The sequence below is a fragment of the Commensalibacter sp. B14384M2 genome (genome assembly GCF_016101865.1).
In the GTDB taxonomy this organism is placed as follows: Bacteria; Pseudomonadota; Alphaproteobacteria; order Acetobacterales; family Acetobacteraceae; genus Commensalibacter; species Commensalibacter melissae.
In genome coordinates, this window is the sequence record NZ_JACFPS010000005.1 from 1 (window position 1) to 17,870 (window position 17,870).

The following is a 17,870-nucleotide window of genomic DNA, read 5'->3' on the forward strand; positions in this document are numbered from 1 at the left end:
CGCCATATCAACCTCATCAACAGTAAAATAAAAAATGTTTCCAATAGCATCTGGTTTTATCTAAATTAGGCTTGATATTTTTGTACTGATTTAAGATTAGAATTATTATTACTTTCAAAGAAATTCCTATCAAATTAATCTGAAATTTTATTACCTACAATAAGAACTTTAGTCTATTTACATTATTATTACTTATTCTGATATTTTATTGATCTATATCACCCAATTACAAATTCAAACCGCCATCCAAGTATATTCATCTGATCATAAAATGTTTGTTCAATTTCATTTTCAAAAAATTAAAAATAATATTCAAGGAATTACTGTCTAATAACCTAATTTCAAATTTATTTGAAAAATATAATAGGGTAATAAATAAATAGAAAAAACATCCTCTTGTTAAGAAATATAAAATATAGTTTATAAAAATATAGTTAATTTTATTAAAATTTTATTTTCAAAACGTAATTTTGACTATATAATAACAATATGTCTGACAAACTGAGACTTTTTAGGATAATTCTGAAATGACTAAGGTAAACCCGTATCATAATATTAACTTTTACACTAATGATTACGAATAAAAACCCTATTCAGAAATTACCCCAATTTTCTCCATTTTCTGTATGTCGAAAAAGTAGAAGTGTTAGTTTATTAGATATTTTATTTTTACTTTATTGTTTTAAGGAGATCGTATAACAACATTAATCATTTTTTAAATTTACTTTATTTTGTTATATTAGTAAAATAATTAAATTTCAGTTTAAAAGGATTAATGCTTCTGCCATGTTAATCCTTTTTTTTTAACCTTATTAATTGCATCATGTTCAATGATAATACCCAAATATTCTATTTTATAACCATTTTCTAACAATTCGATTTGATAAATGAATAAACGGACGTTCAATCCAGTTATAACTGTAAAAGCTTACAATTAAGACAAGTATTAATTCTACAGCAATCTGCAAGAAAGGATGGGTAGCGTTAGAAAAAAACCGTAACTGATAAAATGTGATAAAAATATAAAGGATAGGACAATGCCACAAATAAATGGAATATGACACATCACCTAGTTTTTTCAATAAATTCGCAACTTGGATATGATTGCTCATTTCAAGACCTATACATCCATATAAAATCAGAGCTGGTGATAGTCCATTATAAAATAAATTGGCCCATTCATTAAAATGTAATCCATATAATTTCTTATAAGTTAATATAAAACCTGTAACACCGATCAATATACCTAAACACAAAGCAATATACTTATCCATTACAGTATGTTTTTTTATTTTAAAAAAGATATAAGCAACGCATAACCCGAAAAAAAAGTTGAAAATCTGGTTATCTCCGAGAAAAAATGGAACATGATGAATCCAATGTTCCACATAAGCATATAAAATGACCAAATGTAAAATTGCCCAGATTATAAAAAAAGGAAGCAATGATTTTCTGGGAAACAAACAAATAAAACAGAACATTACAAGATAAAAATACTGTTCGAAGGGCAATGTCCATGCAGCATTCTGTAATGGCATATCAGTAGTTAAAAGGAAAAAATGTGAAATATTTTCTATTTTATGCAAACCAGCTGTTTTAATACCATTGCAGTGAAAAAGAATGATAATGAAAATCATGGTAACCCAAAATAACGGATAAATCCGGAAAATTCTTTTTATTAAAAATTTCAATCCTTCCTTAAATGATGCTTTTTCATGGTTTTCAAGAACGTTCAACGCAATGACAAAACCACTTATAACAAAAAATAGATCCACCCCATATCGCACAAAAGGTCCAGAAAACGTATATATCGTTGCAAATATGGGTTTAACTTCTATTTTAATCGATAAAAAATGCGCCCAACAAACTGATAAAGCGGCAAGCCCTCTTAACATTTGAAGGGTATAAAATTTCCTTGGCAATAATACGGCTCCAAAATATAAATTATTTATAAGGAAATAAATAATTTGACCGAAATGATCAACTATTCTGATTATGTGCTAGAAATTTTATAATCAACTTTTCTTTTGAAGCGACTCAGTATGTTCGGGAAAGATTGTTTCCCATCCTCCACCAAGTGCTTTATACAGTTGTACTAAATTGGTTGAAATACGTGTTGTACTTTTTACCAAATCATCCTGAGATTGCAATAGTCGACGTTCTGCATCCAGAACATTGATAAAGGTTTGCAACCCCTCACGATATTGTTCCTGTGCCAAAAAAACAGATTGCTGGTTTGAATTGACAGTTTCCCTTAATTTATCATTTCTTAACTGTTCGGCTTGATAAGCAGACAGAGCGTTATCAACCTCCTGCCAAGCACGCAAAACAGTTTTACGATAAGCGAGAGCCGCTTCTTTCTGCTGCGCCTTTTTTAATTGTAATTGACCCTTTAATTTCCCCCCTTCAAAAATGGGAATTGATATTGCCGGTCCAACATTCCATGCTCGTGCTGACCAAAATCCCAAATCCTTGATCGATAAAGATTGAAAGCCCATTTTTGCATCCACGGTTACTTTTGGATAAAAATCCCCTTCTGCCACACCAACCTCTGCGGTTGCAACATGTAAGGCGGCTTCAGCCTCTCTTACATCTGGACGACGTTGCAGCAATTCAGAGGGCAAACCAACAGGAATCTGCGGGGGAACTGGAGGAATTGGTTTTTGTTGTGACAAAATTTGATCCAAGGCGCGGGGTGGTTCCCCCATTAACAATGCAAGGGCATTCATATAATTAATGACCTGCTCTTCCAATTGTGGGATCTGTGCATTTGTCTGTTCCAGTTGAGCACGGGCGTCGTGAACATCCAGTTCTGTTACCAATCCCCCCGTATAACGTTTTTGAGCTAGATCGAGTGAATCCTGAGCAATTTTCGCATTTTTTCGAACAATATCCAGTTGTGTCTGCAATCCACGTAGAGTTATATAATCATTGGCAACTTCAGCCAACTGGAGGGTTAAAATATCTCGTCGCTCCTCTTCGGAAACTTGCCATAAAGCTTTACCAGCCTCGTACTGACGACGAACACGTCCCCAAATATCAGCTTCCCAACTTGAATCCAGAGCATCAGCCCATTCATTAAAAGTGGGAATATCAATATCCTTGGGATCAACGATTTTACCTAACTCAGGTTTCTGATTCTCGACACGGTTAATAATTCGACGTGCCATTTTACTACTATGTTGTGCTCGGCTGTAACTGCCCATTGCATTCAAGGTGGGAAAGCGTGCCGATCCTGTTATGATTAACTGGGCACGACTGGCAATCATTCGCTGTGTAGCCATTTGAATATCAAGGTTATTTACGATAGTGCGACGTTCCAGATCAGATAATATCGGATCATGAAAACATTCCCACCAATTCGGATCCAGTTTATTCATACTGATTTGACTTGTAACATTACCGTGGATTGAATTATGGTTTGGATACCATTTTGAAGGATACCAAGGTGTCTGTTTTTTAAAATCAGGTCCAACCGCACAACTGGTCAATGCAATACTCAAAAAGGAAAGAAATAAAAAACAAAAGCTATATTTCATAGTTGCAACCTGATATCCTATTTTAATATACAGCATTAAACGGGCGTTTTCATTTCGAGCCATGATGGTTCTTTAATACTATTTAAGATATGCCTTGATGAATTTACATAGAAGACAAAAATAATATTAATCGAACTGAATTTTGGATTTGGTATAAATGTTTCATCTAACTGTTGAACAATTTCTCCTTGATTTGCAAGCCATATAAAAAATATGCAAAAAGATAAATTTTTTTGTTGCATCATTTTGAATGAAAAGCTACTAAATAAAGCAAATCGAAGCTGCTGTAGCTCAGTGGTAGAGCACTCCCTTGGTAAGGGAGAGGTCGCGAGTTCAATCCTCGCCAGCAGCACCATTTCTGATTATGTGTGACAATTTGATATATCACATCTAATCTCGTTAAATTATTAAAAAAAATTATTACAAGATTGTTCTGTTTTTCCATTCCCAACAAAATATATTTTCATATTCAATGACTCTGATCACTTCAACAATAATCATACCATCAGTCTGATCATAATAAAATTACAATCAAATCACAAAATACCAACTTAAAGACAAAATTAAAAATAAGTTGTTAAGAATTATTCGATTTTAAGGATTTTGAATTTTAACAACCATCTGTAGATTTAAACCAAATTTTAAAGATGGTAGCGACGGGCGGATTTGAACCACCGACCAAGGGATTATGATTCCCCTGCTCTACCACTGAGCTACGCCGCCTTATCAATCATTGAAAGACGAGTTTAATTACCCTTATTTAAATGACAAAGTCAAGTATTTTTCACTCATCTTCTATAATATTTTAACTATTTCCTTCCGAAAGCTTTTTTTTTCCTGCTGACAGCGCTCTAGGAGGCCTTCCTCTACGGGGTACACGAACCGGTACAGGCTGTTCAGCCTCTATCTCCTGAACAACAGGAGTTTCATTTGCAGTTTCATCAATCTTAATTTCGACAGCCTCAGTTGTTTCCGGTTCATCCTCTATCATTTTTGCAGGCTCTGTATTATTTGCCGTTTCCTGAAAATTATTGGGACGATGTCTTTGTTGATTAGACTGGTTAATCATATTAACAATACGAGAATAATGTTCTGCATACTGAAAAAAACTTTCGGCATTGACCCGATCCCCTGAACTTATGGCATCCCGTCCCTGTTGAAGATATTTTTCATGTAATTGTTGAGCAGTTCCACGAATACGTCCATTAGGACCGTTACTTTCAAACACATGATTTCGATTAAAAGAAACCTGTCCGTTTTGATGCCGTGCCCCCCCGTTATTGCCTGACCGGTAATAACGACCTCGCATACGTTTTGTATTCATAAGTTATTGTTATACTTTCCTATTAGTAAATATGAAACTAAGGTTACATTTTGATTGGTTGATAGATAATGATTAATATGAAACAAGTAAACTAAATGAAATAAATAAATTGCAATTTAATACTATAATTTATACAGCTATTAATCATTATATTGAGTTAGTAGCTTCTCTTACTATAATTAAAATAAAATTATATGATAAGCTTTTACAATTTTATATTAGAAAAAACAAGGGCTCTTGTATAACCATTTAAATCCTGTTGTTTTTGCACAACATGCAACCCTACATCCCTTCCAATCTCTGTAACATGCTCTTCCTGTTCAATTCCTAGTTCTAAAATCAAAACTCCCTGTTCCGTTAATAAATCCGCGGCTTGATAACAGATTAAACGATATGCATCAAGGCCGTCCCTTCCCCCAGCCAAAGCTGACATGGGTTCATAATTTTTGACCTCTGGCATTAAATTTAATAATTCATGTTCACGAATATAAGGTGGATTGGATAAAATAATATCAAATTCTCCCTTTAAGGCATTACCCCAATAACCTGTATAAAATATAGATCGGTCGGCCAATTTGCATTTTTCCGCATTTTTCCTTGCCAATCTAACAGCCTGTTCTTTATAATCGACCCCAATTCCAAAACTTTTCGTATATTCAGACAAGGCAGCAAGCAACAGACAACCTGTGCCGGTACCCAGATCCAGAAAATTATAACGAGTTTGGCGTTTCGGAAACAATTTCAACAAAACCTCGATCAAAGTCTCGCTATCAGCGCGAGGAATTAAAGTGGCTTCTGACACTTCCAAATTTAACGACCAGAATCCTTTTTCCCTCACAATATAAGCGAAAGGTTCATGCTGACTTCGTCTATAAAAATATGAACGAATTAGGACAGGATCGATCAATTCTGTTTTATCCATCAAGAATAATTCGGTTCTGCTTTTTTTTAACGCCGCAGCTATTAATAACATTGCCTCTCGTCGCGGTGCTTCAATTCCTGCCTTTTGAAAAAGCATCTCGCCTTCCTGAATTAATGAGGCCAACGGTATTTGTACACTATTATCCATGTAATCCGGTAAAAATCAATTTATCCAAATATAAAAACAACTAATGCTTTTAAACGATAATATAACTAAGGCGTTAGACAGAAATAAAAGGCAAAACCAGATTTTTTTCCTAGGTATTCTCTTCAGAGGCCAATAGTCGGGATTGTTCTTCCTGGATTAAATAATCGATAATTTCATCAAATTCCCCCAACATAACACGATCAATTTTATGCAACGTCAAATTTACCCGATGATCGGTAACACGTCCTTGTGGAAAGTTATATGTACGAATACGTTCAGAACGATCTCCTGTTCCCACCTGAGAACGACGGTCTGCCGCACGATTTTCATGAGCGGCCAACCGTTGTTGTTCATATAAACGTGCACGCAGGATCTTCATGGCTTTCGCCTTATTTTTATGCTGACTTTTTTCCTCCTGCATCGCCACGACCACACCTGTCGGAATATGAGTGATCCGCACCGCACTTTCCGTTTTGTTAACATGCTGTCCACCAGCCCCAGAAGCACGATAGACATCAATCCGCAGATCACTTTCATCAATTGTGACATCCACTTCCTCTGCCTCAGGCAATACCGCAACGGTTACTGTTGAAGTATGAACACGCCCCTGACTTTCGGTAGCTGGAACACGTTGCACGCGATGAACACCCGATTCATATTTCAAACGGGCAAAAACTCCCGTTCCCGTGATTGAAGCAATCCCTTCTTTAAGACCGCCCAATCCAGTATCACCATATTCCAGAATTTCAAAGCGCCAGCCTCGAGATTCCGCGTAACGTTGATAAGCAGAGAAAAGTTCTGCCGCAAACAGACCCGCCTCATCACCCCCAGCCGCTGGACGTAGCTCTAAAATTGCACTTCGTTCATCAGCCTTGTCCTTTGGTAACATTGCCAAACGAATCTTATGTCTTATTTCCGGAAGTTTTTCATGCAACCCCTGTAACTCGGCCTGCGCCAAATCTTTCATTTCAGGATCATCAAGCATTTCCTGAACAGCCTGATAATCCTTTTCTGCCGTCCTTAAAGATTCAATCAAGGCTACAAGCGGATTCAATTCAGCATATTCACGTGAAGCCTCAATAAATTCATCCCCGGATATCTCAGTGGATAACAAGTGTTGTAATTCTTCTGACCGAGCTATGATTTTATCCAGACGATCATTAAAACTTGCAGAAAATTCTTCAGAAGACATAAATTATTTCGCCAATTTCAAAATAAGCTGAGAAACCAAATCATGCAAGGCAACCTCGACTTGTTCACCAGAATTCAAATCTTTCAACTGAACAACTTTTTTGGTCGCCTCATCCTCACCAATAAGCAATGCAATAGACGCTTTCCTTTTATTAGCCCACTCCATTTGTTTACGGAAATTCCCTTTATAGGTCATTTCAGCAGCAATTTTATGCGTTCTCAATAGCTGTAAAACCGTAAATGCCATTTCATGAACCGCATCAGAAAATACAATGATTGCTACAGATTTAGGTTGGACGGGTATCGAATTCAATAAAAGAGCCAATCTTTCAACCCCAGCTGCCCATCCAATAGCAGGAACAGAAGGTCCACCCATTTCTGCAACCAGCCCCTCATATCGTCCGCCCGCCAGAACGGTACCCTGTGATCCAAGCTTTGTCGTTACAAATTCAAAAACCGTATGACTATAATAATCCAATCCACGAACAATATAATGATTTTCTCTAAATGGAATTTTAAACTGATCCAGTGCTTTTCGTAACCTATCCCAGAATTCCAGTGCTATTGGAGTCATATAATCTTTTATTAACGGAGCATGATCCAATAACGCTCTATCCTGTGCAGCCTTACTGTCCAAAATACGCAAGGGATTTTTCTCCAACCGATTTTGACTATCTTCTGATAATTCAGATTTAACAGTTTTGAAATAGGCAATTAAAGCTTCTCGCCATGCTTGACGGCTGGCCAGATCCCCCAGCGTGTTCAATTCAAGAACAACATTATCTGAAATACCCAGGGCATTAAGAATATGCTGCCCCATTGCAATCATTTCCGCATCTGCAAAAGGGGTTGTCGTACCCAGCAATTCTGCACCAATCTGATGAAACTGCCGATAACGGCCTTTTTGAGGACGCTCATAACGAAACATTGGGCCGGCATAAAAAACCTTTTGAGGAAGGGTTTGGGTCAAAGCATTTGTAACCAAGGCACGGCAAATTCCAGCTGTTCCTTCGGGACGCAGGGTGAGAGAATCCCCACCACGATCCTGGAATGTATACATTTCCTTGGAAACAATATCCGACGTATCCCCTAAAGAGCGCGCAAAAACACCTGTTTCTTCAAAAACCGGTGTTATCCATTCTTCAAACCCATATAATGAAGTAATATTTTTTGCGGTTTGCATAACATATTGATGATTTTTTGCCTCGTCACCAATCAAATCATGGGTTCCACGAACGGGTTTAACCACACTCACTTTAAACTATCCTATGTTTGAAATTATATTTTAAAATTAATTCTTTTCTTTTTTTTGAGCAGTTTTTTCCGCTTCAATCTGTGCGGCTTTTTGTTCAACCAATTGCACAATATGGTTAATCATTTCTTCAGCCGGAATCGTATGATCCTGCTTTCCACCAACATAGACCATATGACGTCCTGATCCACCCCCGGTAACACCCACATCCGTCATGGTGGCTTCGCCTGGACCATTAACAACGCAACCAATGACAGAAAGCGTAATTGGCGTTTCAATATGAGCCAAACGTTCTTCCAATGTTGCAACCGTTGGAATGACCTTAAAACCTTGACGCGCACAGGAAGGACAGGAAACAACCCTTACCCCCCGATGACGCAAACCAAGCGTTTTCAGTATATCCCAACCTACAACGACTTCCTCTTCAGGTTCAGCCGATAAGGAAACACGCATTGTATCCCCAATACCTGCCCATAAAAGTGAACCTAATCCAATGGAGGATTTTACAGTTCCCGCTCTTTTCCCGCCCGCTTCAGTAATACCGATATGCAATGGATAGTCACAAGCTTCAGATAATAAACGATAAGCTTCAACCGCCAAAAAAACATCTGAAGCTTTAACACTAATTTTGAATTCGCGAAAATCATTATCTTCTAGGATTTTCGCGTGCTCCATCGCACTTTCCAATAAAGCCTCCGGATTAGGCTCTCCGTATTTTTCCAAAAGATGTTTTTCAAGAGAACCCGCATTAACCCCGATACGAATTGAACAGTTATAATCTTTTGCCGCCTTAATTACATCCCGAACACGATCCGCATTACCAATATTTCCTGGATTAATCCTTAAACAAGCGGCGCCTGCCTGTGCAGCTTCAATCGCCCTCTTATAATGAAAATGAATATCCGCAACAATTGGAACTTCCACATTACGGACAATCTCTTTCAGCGCCCTGGTACTATCCTCATCAGGACAGGAAACCCGAACAATATCAACCCCCACCTTTTCAGCTTTTTTAATTTGTGCAACCGTTGCCTGTGCATCACTGGTCAGCGTATTTGTCATTGTTTGAACACTAATCGGTGCATCCCCGCCAACAGGAACAGACCCCACATTAATTTGTCGACTTTTGCGACGAATAATTTGCTGATATGGGCGTAAACTCATTAATTTTTCTCCAAGTTAATTATGGTAATGCCTTTAACCTTAAAAGAAACAATCTTAAAAGATCAATTTTACACCATCTTCTTTTAACTAACCAACCCCATTAAAATATGCAATATATAACCGCTTAAACATAAAATATTTGTCCTAACGATTATCAGATCCTTCAGTCTTTTCCTGATCATTATTTAAATTCAAGTCATTCTCATTGACCATTTTCTTCTTATTTTTTGCAGGCATTGCATCCGAATTATAATCTACAGGTTCTGTAACAATCTTTTCCAATAGCTCAGGCGTTATAACAAAATGCCGTAAAACCTTTCCCCTTTCACCCAAAGGCCTTGACTGCTTCCCATTATTTTCAATAATGACAGCCCCGGCATTGCCAATGGTCATAACAACCCTTGCATGATCTGATGGAACAGTCCAGCTTTCACCTTTTTGCAATGTTTTTTGCAATAAAATACGACCCTGTTGATCCTGAACTTTTAACCAACTGGCTCCGGATGTCCTGATAATGATATTGTTATCAACTTTTTCTGTTGTCTCATTATCTTTGCTTTCAATATTTTTTACCGAATCAGGATATTGTTGATCAACCTTACCTGATGAGTCAGATGCTTTACTGGTTTGAATAGAAGAGGGTTCCTGTGGTTTCTGTTGGTTGTCTATAGATGAATTTTGTGAAGACAATTTATTTTCTTGTAAAGAATTGTTTTTATCACCCTGCGAATAATTTGCCGGTTTCGAAGCCGGTTCATTTGTTTTTTGGGACTGGGCTATCTGTGATTCAAGTTTATGGATAGCATTGGAAACATTTTGATCCGGTTTTGCATTATTTACATTTTGAGAAGGCATAACAGATGCAATCTGTGGTGAAATTTTTTCCTGCACCTGATCTTTACCATTTTTATCCATAATGGATGGAATAGTTTCGGCAGGAACCTTTCGATGATCAGTCATTTTGTACCAGCCAACATATCCCCCGGCAATAATCAGTAAACCTGCAAAAATAATTACAGCGGCAGGAACGCCAGATTGAGGGACAGGAGCAGGAAACAGTAATTTCTGTTTATATTCTGTTCCCTGATGCTCAAAACGAAAGCGCTTGATTACCTCGTCAACATTCAGTCCCAGAAACTCTGCATAAGAACGCAAAAAACCGGCTGCATAGGCTATACCGGGCAACTGATCGATCTGCCCATCCTCCAGAGCCTTTAAAAAAACCAACCGGATTCTCAGCCTCTGAGAAATATCCTCCAAACTCAAGTGCAATTCTTCTCTTCTTGAACGAAGCATTTCGCCAATAGATTGTTTATTCGCATATTGTTCAGGTCCATTACTCATTTGCTTAAAACCCATTATATAGAATGTTCACATATCTGATATACGTTGTTGTCGTCTTACCAAAGCCTCAATTGCCTGTTGCATAAGTGTATGAAAGATATCGGCAACAGGTAAAATTTCTTTTACCATTCCCACGGATTGACCAGCCATAACCGAGCCATATTCCACATCACCTTCCTTTACCGCACGACGCAAAGCCCCCGCCCAAAAATGTTCAATGTCCAGTTGGGCATCTTCTTTACTTAATTCACCATTACGATATTTTTGAATTACGGCGGCTTGATGCTTCATGAACGCTTTTGTCCCTGGATTGGAAAGACCACGCACGGGAATAACTGGAAAACTATCATCCAACTGTACTGAAGCGACTGCATCCCGTGCCGAAGCGTGAATAAACGCTTTTTTAAACCTCTCGTGGGCTTGACTTTCTACCGCTGCAGCAAACATCGTGCCCAACTGTGCGCCAGAGGCACCCAATTCAAGAAATGAAACAATGGCATCGCCACGACCCAGTCCACCTGCAACAAAAACAGGTATATCACGGATAACAGGTAAAATTTCTTGAGCAAGTACAGTCAAAGAAACAGGACCTATATGTCCGCCTGCTTCTGCCCCTTCTATCACCAGTGCATCAACACCCATTTTAAGCAAGCGTTTTGCCAAAATCAAGGCTGGAGCAAACGCAATAACCCTAGCTCCCCCATCTTTAATTTGCCTGATTGCTATACTCGAAGGAATACCCCCTGCCAACACAATATAATGAACCTTTAGACGCAGACAGACATCAATCAATTCAGACAATTTGGGATGCATCGTAATCAGATTTACCCCAAAAGGCTTTTTTGTCAGTGCCTGAGTGGCCTCGATTTCGACAGCTAGCATTTCGGGTTCCATTGCTCCACATGCAATCACGCCAAAACCCCCGGCATTGGAAATGGCTGAAACCAGATGATGCTCACTGACCCAGGACATGGCTCCGCCAAGAATGGCAACCTCACTTCCCAAAAAATCAGTGCCACGTTTCCACAGACGCTTCAATTCCCTTTTTGCTTGATCATATGAAACTAAATCCATATTCATTTTATCAGTCATTCATTTGGTCCAATCCATAAGCTGTATGTAAAGTACGTACAGCCAATTCCACATACTCCGCAGCAACAATAACAGAAACCTTAATTTCACTTGTGGAAATCACTTGAACATTTATAGAACGTTCCGCCAATGTTTTAAACATAATATTTGCGACACCAGTATGAGAACGCATCCCAATTCCAACCACACTGATTTTTACAACATCCTCATCGGTCAGCAATTGTGAGAATTTAATTGTATCTTTTGCCTGTTCCAAAAGCTGTTGAACCTGTAACAAATCCGTTTTAGGCACTGTAAATGTCATATCTGTGGTTTGATTTGTCCCGCTACTCTGCACGATCATATCAACATTGATATTGGCCTCTGCCAAGGGCCTGAAAATAGAAGATGCCACTCCAGGAAAGTCGGGAATACCTTTTACAACCACCTTTGCTTCATTCAAGGAATAAGCGATTCCTGTTACTTGTTCTTTTTCCACAATTTCATCCTCACTAACAACTAAAGAACCTGGCAAAGACCCCTCCTTTGACGGGTCATGATCTTCAAAACTTGAAAGAACCTGAACACGCACCTGTTCCTTCATGGCCAATTCTACACTTCTGGTTTGCAAGACCTTTGCACCGACAGAGGCTAATTCCAACATCTCTTCATATGCGATTGCCTTTATTCGTTTTGCCTTTTTTACTATTCTGGGATCAGTTGTGTAAATTCCATCTACATCCGTGTAAATATCACATCTTGTAGCATTCAAGCTTGCAGCCAACGCAACCGCCGAAGTATCGGATCCACCCCGTCCCAAAGTTGATATACGCTTATTTTCATCTATTCCCTGAAATCCAGCAATAACAGGCACAACTCCAGCCTGCATGCATTCTATCAGGGCTGCTGATTCAATCTGTTTAATTCTGGCCCTACCATGCGCATCATCTGTAATTATGGGAATTTGCCAACCTGACCATGAACGTGCTTTAATCCCTATTGTTTGCAAAGCAATAGCCAAAAGCCCGCTGGTTACCTGTTCACCTGTCGCTACAATTGAATCATATTCGCAAGGATCATATAGGGGATTGAGGGTTTGACAATATTCAACCAGCTGATTTGTGACCCCTGACATAGCTGACACAACCACGGCTACTTCACATCCTGCGCCAACTTGTTTTTTGACTGTTTGAGCGACCTTACGAATCCTGTCCAAATCAGCAACCGACGTCCCACCAAACTTCATTACGATCCGGGGAATATCACAAGACATAAAAAATAAACTCCACAACTATTATTTTCAGCATTTAAATATGATATAATGAAGCATAAATCTCATTTTTCTAATATCATTCAATAATTAACCCAATTATTATTTATAAGCAAATAATTGACTTTTCTATTACTTTTCTTCCACCGAGGGTGAAATAAATGCCTATCGATACTACAGATAATGCCAATAAGCAAAATAATTCAATTATCACGAATGAAATTGATCATTTTAATCAGCTCGCAGATCAGTGGTGGGATCGAAAAGGGCCCATGAGCTCCCTTCATGACATGAATGATCTTCGTATTGAATGGATCAACCGCAACTTGAGACATAATAACCAATATTACAAATCCGGCAATATTCTGGATATCGGATGTGGAGCCGGTTTGGCCAGTGAAGCCCTGGCAAATATGGGATACAATGTGTTGGGAATAGATGCCGGAGAAAAAGTTATCAAAGCCGCACAATATCATCTAGATACAACACCCTTGCTCCCTAATGGCGGCTCATTAACCTATAAGGTGGGGAGCATTGAGGAACTTGTTCACGAAAATCAACATTTTTCTGTCATTACGGCCCTAGAGCTACTTGAGCACGTTAATGATCCTCAGAACTTTATCCATAATATCTCCCGGTTGTTACAAACCAATGGTATGATTTTTGTATCAACAATCAACCGTACGTTACCAGCCTTTCTATTTGCCAAGGTAGCAGCTGAATATATTACACGCAAGTTGCCTGTCGGTACACATAACTGGAGACAATTCATCACACCTTCTGAATTGGGCAAAATGGCACATTCTGCCGGATTACGCATAAAATCTATTGCCGGAATGACTTTCTATCCAAATGGATGGAAACTGACCCAGAATGTAAAAATCAATTATATTGCCTGCTTAACAAACTCATAATTTGTTAACTACAAAATAAATTAAAAAAAGCTTTTAGAAAAAACTAGAAGCTTTTTCTCTCACTCCACCATTATTGGATTGACTTAATCATATCGCTAAAAGAATTTTGCCCGTTGCCCTTACATCCAACTGTTATTAAACCTTACTTGCCTTTTTCATTTACTGGTTTCTGACGACAACCTGGAATGGACAAAATGGTTTTGATAACATGCTGATGAGAAATTGCCTTGGTGCATTCGAACTGTCGGGAAGTGTTGCTATGTTTCGGACAATATAGGAAATTATTATGATCAAATAAATATCGAATATCATTCCAACATCCATTACAAACATGCGTATTGAACACACGATAAGACGTATTGAATTCAGTTAATGGATTGGTAAATCCTGAAATAACAACGACTGGAATGCCAGCACCCCATGCAAGCCAGGCAAGGCCAGAAGATAATCCGACAAAAAATTCGGCATGTTTCAACCAGCGTACTCTTTCCGTCAAAGGACGCGGACCTGTTTGATCTTCCGCACCGTTTGGAATATGATTCCAAACAAGATCCTTTCCGAAAACCCTGTCCTTATCGATACAAATTACACGATATCCAAGGCTTTTCAAAAAATCAATAACATAATGCCATCCAAAAGGATTGTTCCAGTATTTACATTGTGTCGAGGCCTGTGTAGCAATGACTACATAAGGTTCTGGAATAGGTCTTGTATCTTCACTTGCAACCAAACGAGGGGGAACCTCTTCAGGATCCACACCCAAAATATATCCTGCCGTTCGATGTAATCCTACCAACCTGAAATCACGAGGTTGCCAATTATTTTGTTCATCCTCAAAAAACAGGCCTATATAATATCCTGCATAAAATTTGTTTTCAATTTTCTGTTGAGCATAAACAGAAGCGTCAACAAATCTGATTTCCGGATAGGCTTTTTCAAACAAATCAATAAGGTTTTTTCCCAAAGCCAATGTCAGTTTACAGTCATGTTTCTTTCTAAATTTTTCTGCATAGGGCACCCAACCCAATGAATCCCCCAAGGATCCGACCGGAAAGGCAATTAAAACTTCCTTGTCCCGAGCATTATATTCATGAACAAGAACCTCTTCTTGCTTTCCATCCTTATGAATCTTTGAAACAATGATTTTTCCATTCATATAATGATGTTTGGCAGTGGTTGCATATCCCTGATCCTGGCAGGTTTGATCCAGCAAGACAACCTCTGTATCAAGATCCATTAAACAAACGCGCCATCCCTCCCCTGCAGCTGGTTTTGGAACATATACGCGTATTCCAAAATTAAAATCGTATAAAATACCCATGGGTCCTTTTTGGGTAGGCTTAGGAGAGGCCTGTATAAATTGATTTACCAGATTTTTGGTGCTATTTGCCGGCTTTTGTTCTGTTTGATTGTTCACCTTTTCACCACCAATCATAGGTGAAAATCGTTTATCCAATGCTTGAATGGCGTCTTGGACCTGCCTGTTTTGTGATAAATTATTTATTTTGTTAATTAATTCACTTTCCTGAGTCTGCTTGTTTTCCAGAGAACTTGATAAATTGTCTTCACCTTTAACTTTTAATTTAACTCTTTCAAACCCTTCTACTCTCACCTTATCATTCTGGGTCAAGATAGTTCCCTTTCAATGTAGAATTAAAATTATTTTTATAATTCAGAATTACAAATTTGCTTTGCTAATAAATGACATAAATCCGTATATGTTTGACATGCGGTCATAAAATCAGATGGGTCAATCTCAACGTGAAATTTTTCTTCAAATTTATAACGTAAGTCTAACAAAAGGTCATAATTAACCTCTTTGTTCAACAATTTGTTGCGTGTTAATTGCTTTACATTCCCCTTCCAATCTTTCGTTACATTTCCAATCCATTCTTCTACTTGATTATATGCCTCTTTAAAAGACAAAAATGCTGTAATGATCGGAACCTGATATCGAAATTCCTTAATGACAGGAAGTTTCTTCTCGCAAAAAGCCTCTCGCGTACGCGCAATCTGAATTTTGCCACTGGGTGTTTTTAAGACACCTCCCGGACGTGTCAATACAATTGTCCGAGGCCAAATCATATAAAGCTTGGTTACCTTTTCATAAATATATCCGGCAATTTCTTCATATGACTTGACGGGATTTCGTATGGTTTCCGCAAGAATGGTTATTGATGTTGGATCCTTTAAATTTTCAAGGAAGAAGGTTGTTCCATTAATTCGGATATCAGGACAGGAATTTTCCAATGTGCAACTAATATCACCAGGATCATATTTCTTGTTGCCTAATGTTATGACGTTGCTGATCCTTCCAGCAAAGTACAATTCATTTTCATAAATGAACCCCAGATCACCGGTCCGCAAATAAAATTCCTTGGAACCAGATAATTTCGCATGAAATACATCCTCTGTTTCTTCTGGACGATTGAAATATCCTCTCGCAACACTGGGTCCAGAAACGCAAATTTCTCCGACCCGTCCATCTCGTAGGATTTGGTCGTTTTCCGGATTCACAATAACAATCTTTTGATCATCCAAAGAATAACCACATGAAACCAAAATGCGTTGATCATTAACATCAGAAGCCTGCCTAACGAAACCTGTCATCAGGGCTTTTCGTGAAAAATTCCTGATTTTAGGGGAAACATTTGCCTTGCTGTTGGTAACGGTTAACGTTGCCTCGGCAAGACCATATCCAAAAATGAAATGCCTGGCCCTGAACCCTGCCGAGGAAAATCTCTTGCAAAATTTTTCTATTGTTTCAGCCTGAGAATTATCTGCCCCATTCACTGCTATTTGCCATGACGATAGATCTAATTTCCTGATCTCATTTTCCGTGGTTTCCCTTAAACAAAGATTATAGGCAAATGTTGGTCCACCAGAAACCTGTATTTTATATCTGGTAATCGCCTGTAACCATCTTACCGGTTTTTCAATAAAATATTTTGGAGGCAACAGAAAAATTTTTCGTCCCAAACCTACTGGAACAATAATCCCCCCGATTAACCCCATATCATGGGCGAAAGGTAACCAACTCAATCCGTTGCATTCACTTTCAAGAATTTTTTCACTTGCTGGCTGATGTCGCACATTATACATCAAGTTACGATGCGTAATCAAAATCCCTTTCGTATTCCGTGTCGTCCCTGAACTGTACTGAATTAGAGCAACATCCTTATTATCACCCTTTTTAATTAATTTATCCCTGACATTTAATAAAACCTCCAGGGGAATCCAGACAGGATTACAATCCAGTTTCCGAAAATAATCTTTATATTCGATCAGTAAATGACGTGGACCAATAACAAAATCTGGTTGCGCATCATTTAAAACCGTTGCAAATCGTTCATCACTGCGAATAACATCAACATGAATTCCTGAAACAGGGATCATATTGGCATATATACAGCCAAAAAATGCCAAAACATAATTCAAATCATTTTCACATAAGATCAAAACCCTGTTTTTTTCCTTGCCAAAATGATGCAGTCCTGCCGCAATAACCGAAGCCTGATGATCAAGTTGAATGGCCGTCAGAGTGTCAACAGGATCACATTGGTCATTCAACAGCGTATAAATAACCATTGAGGGTGATGAGCATGCACGATGCCGCACCATATCAACAAGGGTATCGTTTCGCCAATCAACAACGTTATGTCGCTTACAAGTTCGGTCTTCCGTCTGCTCTTTCGGGATAATCAAAACCATCTTTTCTTTACCAATACCATC

General features: G+C 38.3%; 13 protein-coding genes and 2 tRNA genes. 2 read left to right on the top strand and 13 right to left on the bottom strand.

The annotated features are described in order from the left end of the window. Positions 1 to 854: 854 nt before the first annotated feature. Positions 855 to 1,922, bottom strand: a complete 1,068-nt coding sequence (locus H3R33_RS08420; RefSeq protein ID WP_198185422.1) for an acyltransferase — start codon at positions 1,920 to 1,922, stop codon at positions 855 to 857. Between the two features lie 93 nt (positions 1,923 to 2,015). Next, positions 2,016 to 3,602, bottom strand: a complete 1,587-nt coding sequence (locus H3R33_RS08425; protein ID WP_232342210.1) for an efflux transporter outer membrane subunit — start codon at positions 3,600 to 3,602, stop codon at positions 2,016 to 2,018. A gap of 217 nt (positions 3,603 to 3,819) precedes the next feature. On the opposite strand from H3R33_RS08425, the gene H3R33_RS08430 reads away from it, so the two are divergent. Continuing rightward, a tRNA-Thr gene (locus H3R33_RS08430) sits at positions 3,820 to 3,894 on the top strand. A 293-nt stretch (positions 3,895 to 4,187) separates the two neighbouring features. On the opposite strand, the gene H3R33_RS08435 is transcribed toward H3R33_RS08430, so the two are convergent. From H3R33_RS08435 to H3R33_RS08475, 9 genes are all read right to left on the bottom strand, one after another. Next, positions 4,188 to 4,262: transfer RNA gene (locus tag H3R33_RS08435), tRNA-Met, on the bottom strand. An 82-nt stretch (positions 4,263 to 4,344) separates the two neighbouring features. Next, positions 4,345 to 4,863, bottom strand: a complete 519-nt coding sequence (locus H3R33_RS08440; RefSeq protein WP_198185423.1) for a DUF4167 domain-containing protein — start codon at positions 4,861 to 4,863, stop codon at positions 4,345 to 4,347. Positions 4,864 to 5,068: 205 nt separating this feature from the next. Then, on the bottom strand, positions 5,069 to 5,932 hold the full coding sequence (gene prmC / locus H3R33_RS08445) for a peptide chain release factor N(5)-glutamine methyltransferase (RefSeq protein WP_155568784.1): 864 nt from the start codon (positions 5,930 to 5,932) through the stop codon (positions 5,069 to 5,071). Between the two features lie 109 nt (positions 5,933 to 6,041). Then, on the bottom strand, positions 6,042 to 7,124 hold the full coding sequence (gene prfA, locus H3R33_RS08450; protein WP_155564889.1) for a peptide chain release factor 1: 1,083 nt from the start codon (positions 7,122 to 7,124) through the stop codon (positions 6,042 to 6,044). A gap of 3 nt (positions 7,125 to 7,127) precedes the next feature. Further along, positions 7,128 to 8,378, bottom strand: a complete 1,251-nt coding sequence (gene hisS, locus H3R33_RS08455) for a histidine--tRNA ligase (RefSeq protein WP_198185424.1) — start codon at positions 8,376 to 8,378, stop codon at positions 7,128 to 7,130. Between the two features lie 36 nt (positions 8,379 to 8,414). After that, a complete protein-coding gene (ispG, locus tag H3R33_RS08460; RefSeq protein WP_110439535.1) occupies positions 8,415 to 9,539 on the bottom strand; it encodes a flavodoxin-dependent (E)-4-hydroxy-3-methylbut-2-enyl-diphosphate synthase in 1,125 nt (374 codons plus the stop codon). A gap of 144 nt (positions 9,540 to 9,683) precedes the next feature. Beyond that, on the bottom strand, positions 9,684 to 10,883 hold the full coding sequence (locus H3R33_RS08465; RefSeq protein ID WP_198185425.1) for a helix-turn-helix domain-containing protein: 1,200 nt from the start codon (positions 10,881 to 10,883) through the stop codon (positions 9,684 to 9,686). A gap of 27 nt (positions 10,884 to 10,910) precedes the next feature. Beyond that, positions 10,911 to 11,975 (bottom strand): nitronate monooxygenase family protein, encoded by a 1,065-nt coding sequence (locus H3R33_RS08470; protein ID WP_198185426.1) that lies wholly within the window; start codon positions 11,973 to 11,975, stop codon positions 10,911 to 10,913. Further along, positions 11,968 to 13,227 (bottom strand): aspartate kinase, encoded by a 1,260-nt coding sequence (locus tag H3R33_RS08475; protein WP_198185427.1) that lies wholly within the window; start codon positions 13,225 to 13,227, stop codon positions 11,968 to 11,970. The genes H3R33_RS08470 and H3R33_RS08475 overlap by 8 nt, the downstream gene beginning before the upstream one ends. 158 nt (positions 13,228 to 13,385) lie before the next feature. On the opposite strand from H3R33_RS08475, the gene ubiG reads away from it, so the two are divergent. Continuing rightward, complete coding sequence (gene ubiG / locus H3R33_RS08480) at positions 13,386 to 14,138, top strand: bifunctional 2-polyprenyl-6-hydroxyphenol methylase/3-demethylubiquinol 3-O-methyltransferase UbiG (RefSeq protein ID WP_198185428.1); 753 nt, start codon at positions 13,386 to 13,388, stop codon at positions 14,136 to 14,138. Between the two features lie 142 nt (positions 14,139 to 14,280). Here the strand turns inward: ubiG and H3R33_RS08485 are convergent, their stop codons facing one another. Together H3R33_RS08485 and H3R33_RS08490 are read right to left on the bottom strand one after the other, a co-directional pair. After that, positions 14,281 to 15,768 (bottom strand): autotransporter strand-loop-strand O-heptosyltransferase, encoded by a 1,488-nt coding sequence (locus H3R33_RS08485; RefSeq protein ID WP_198185429.1) that lies wholly within the window; start codon positions 15,766 to 15,768, stop codon positions 14,281 to 14,283. A 35-nt stretch (positions 15,769 to 15,803) separates the two neighbouring features. Beyond that, entirely contained in the window at positions 15,804 to 17,849 is a 2,046-nt protein-coding gene (locus H3R33_RS08490) for an AMP-binding protein (RefSeq protein ID WP_198185430.1), read from the bottom strand. Between the last annotated feature and the right edge of the window lie 21 nt (positions 17,850 to 17,870).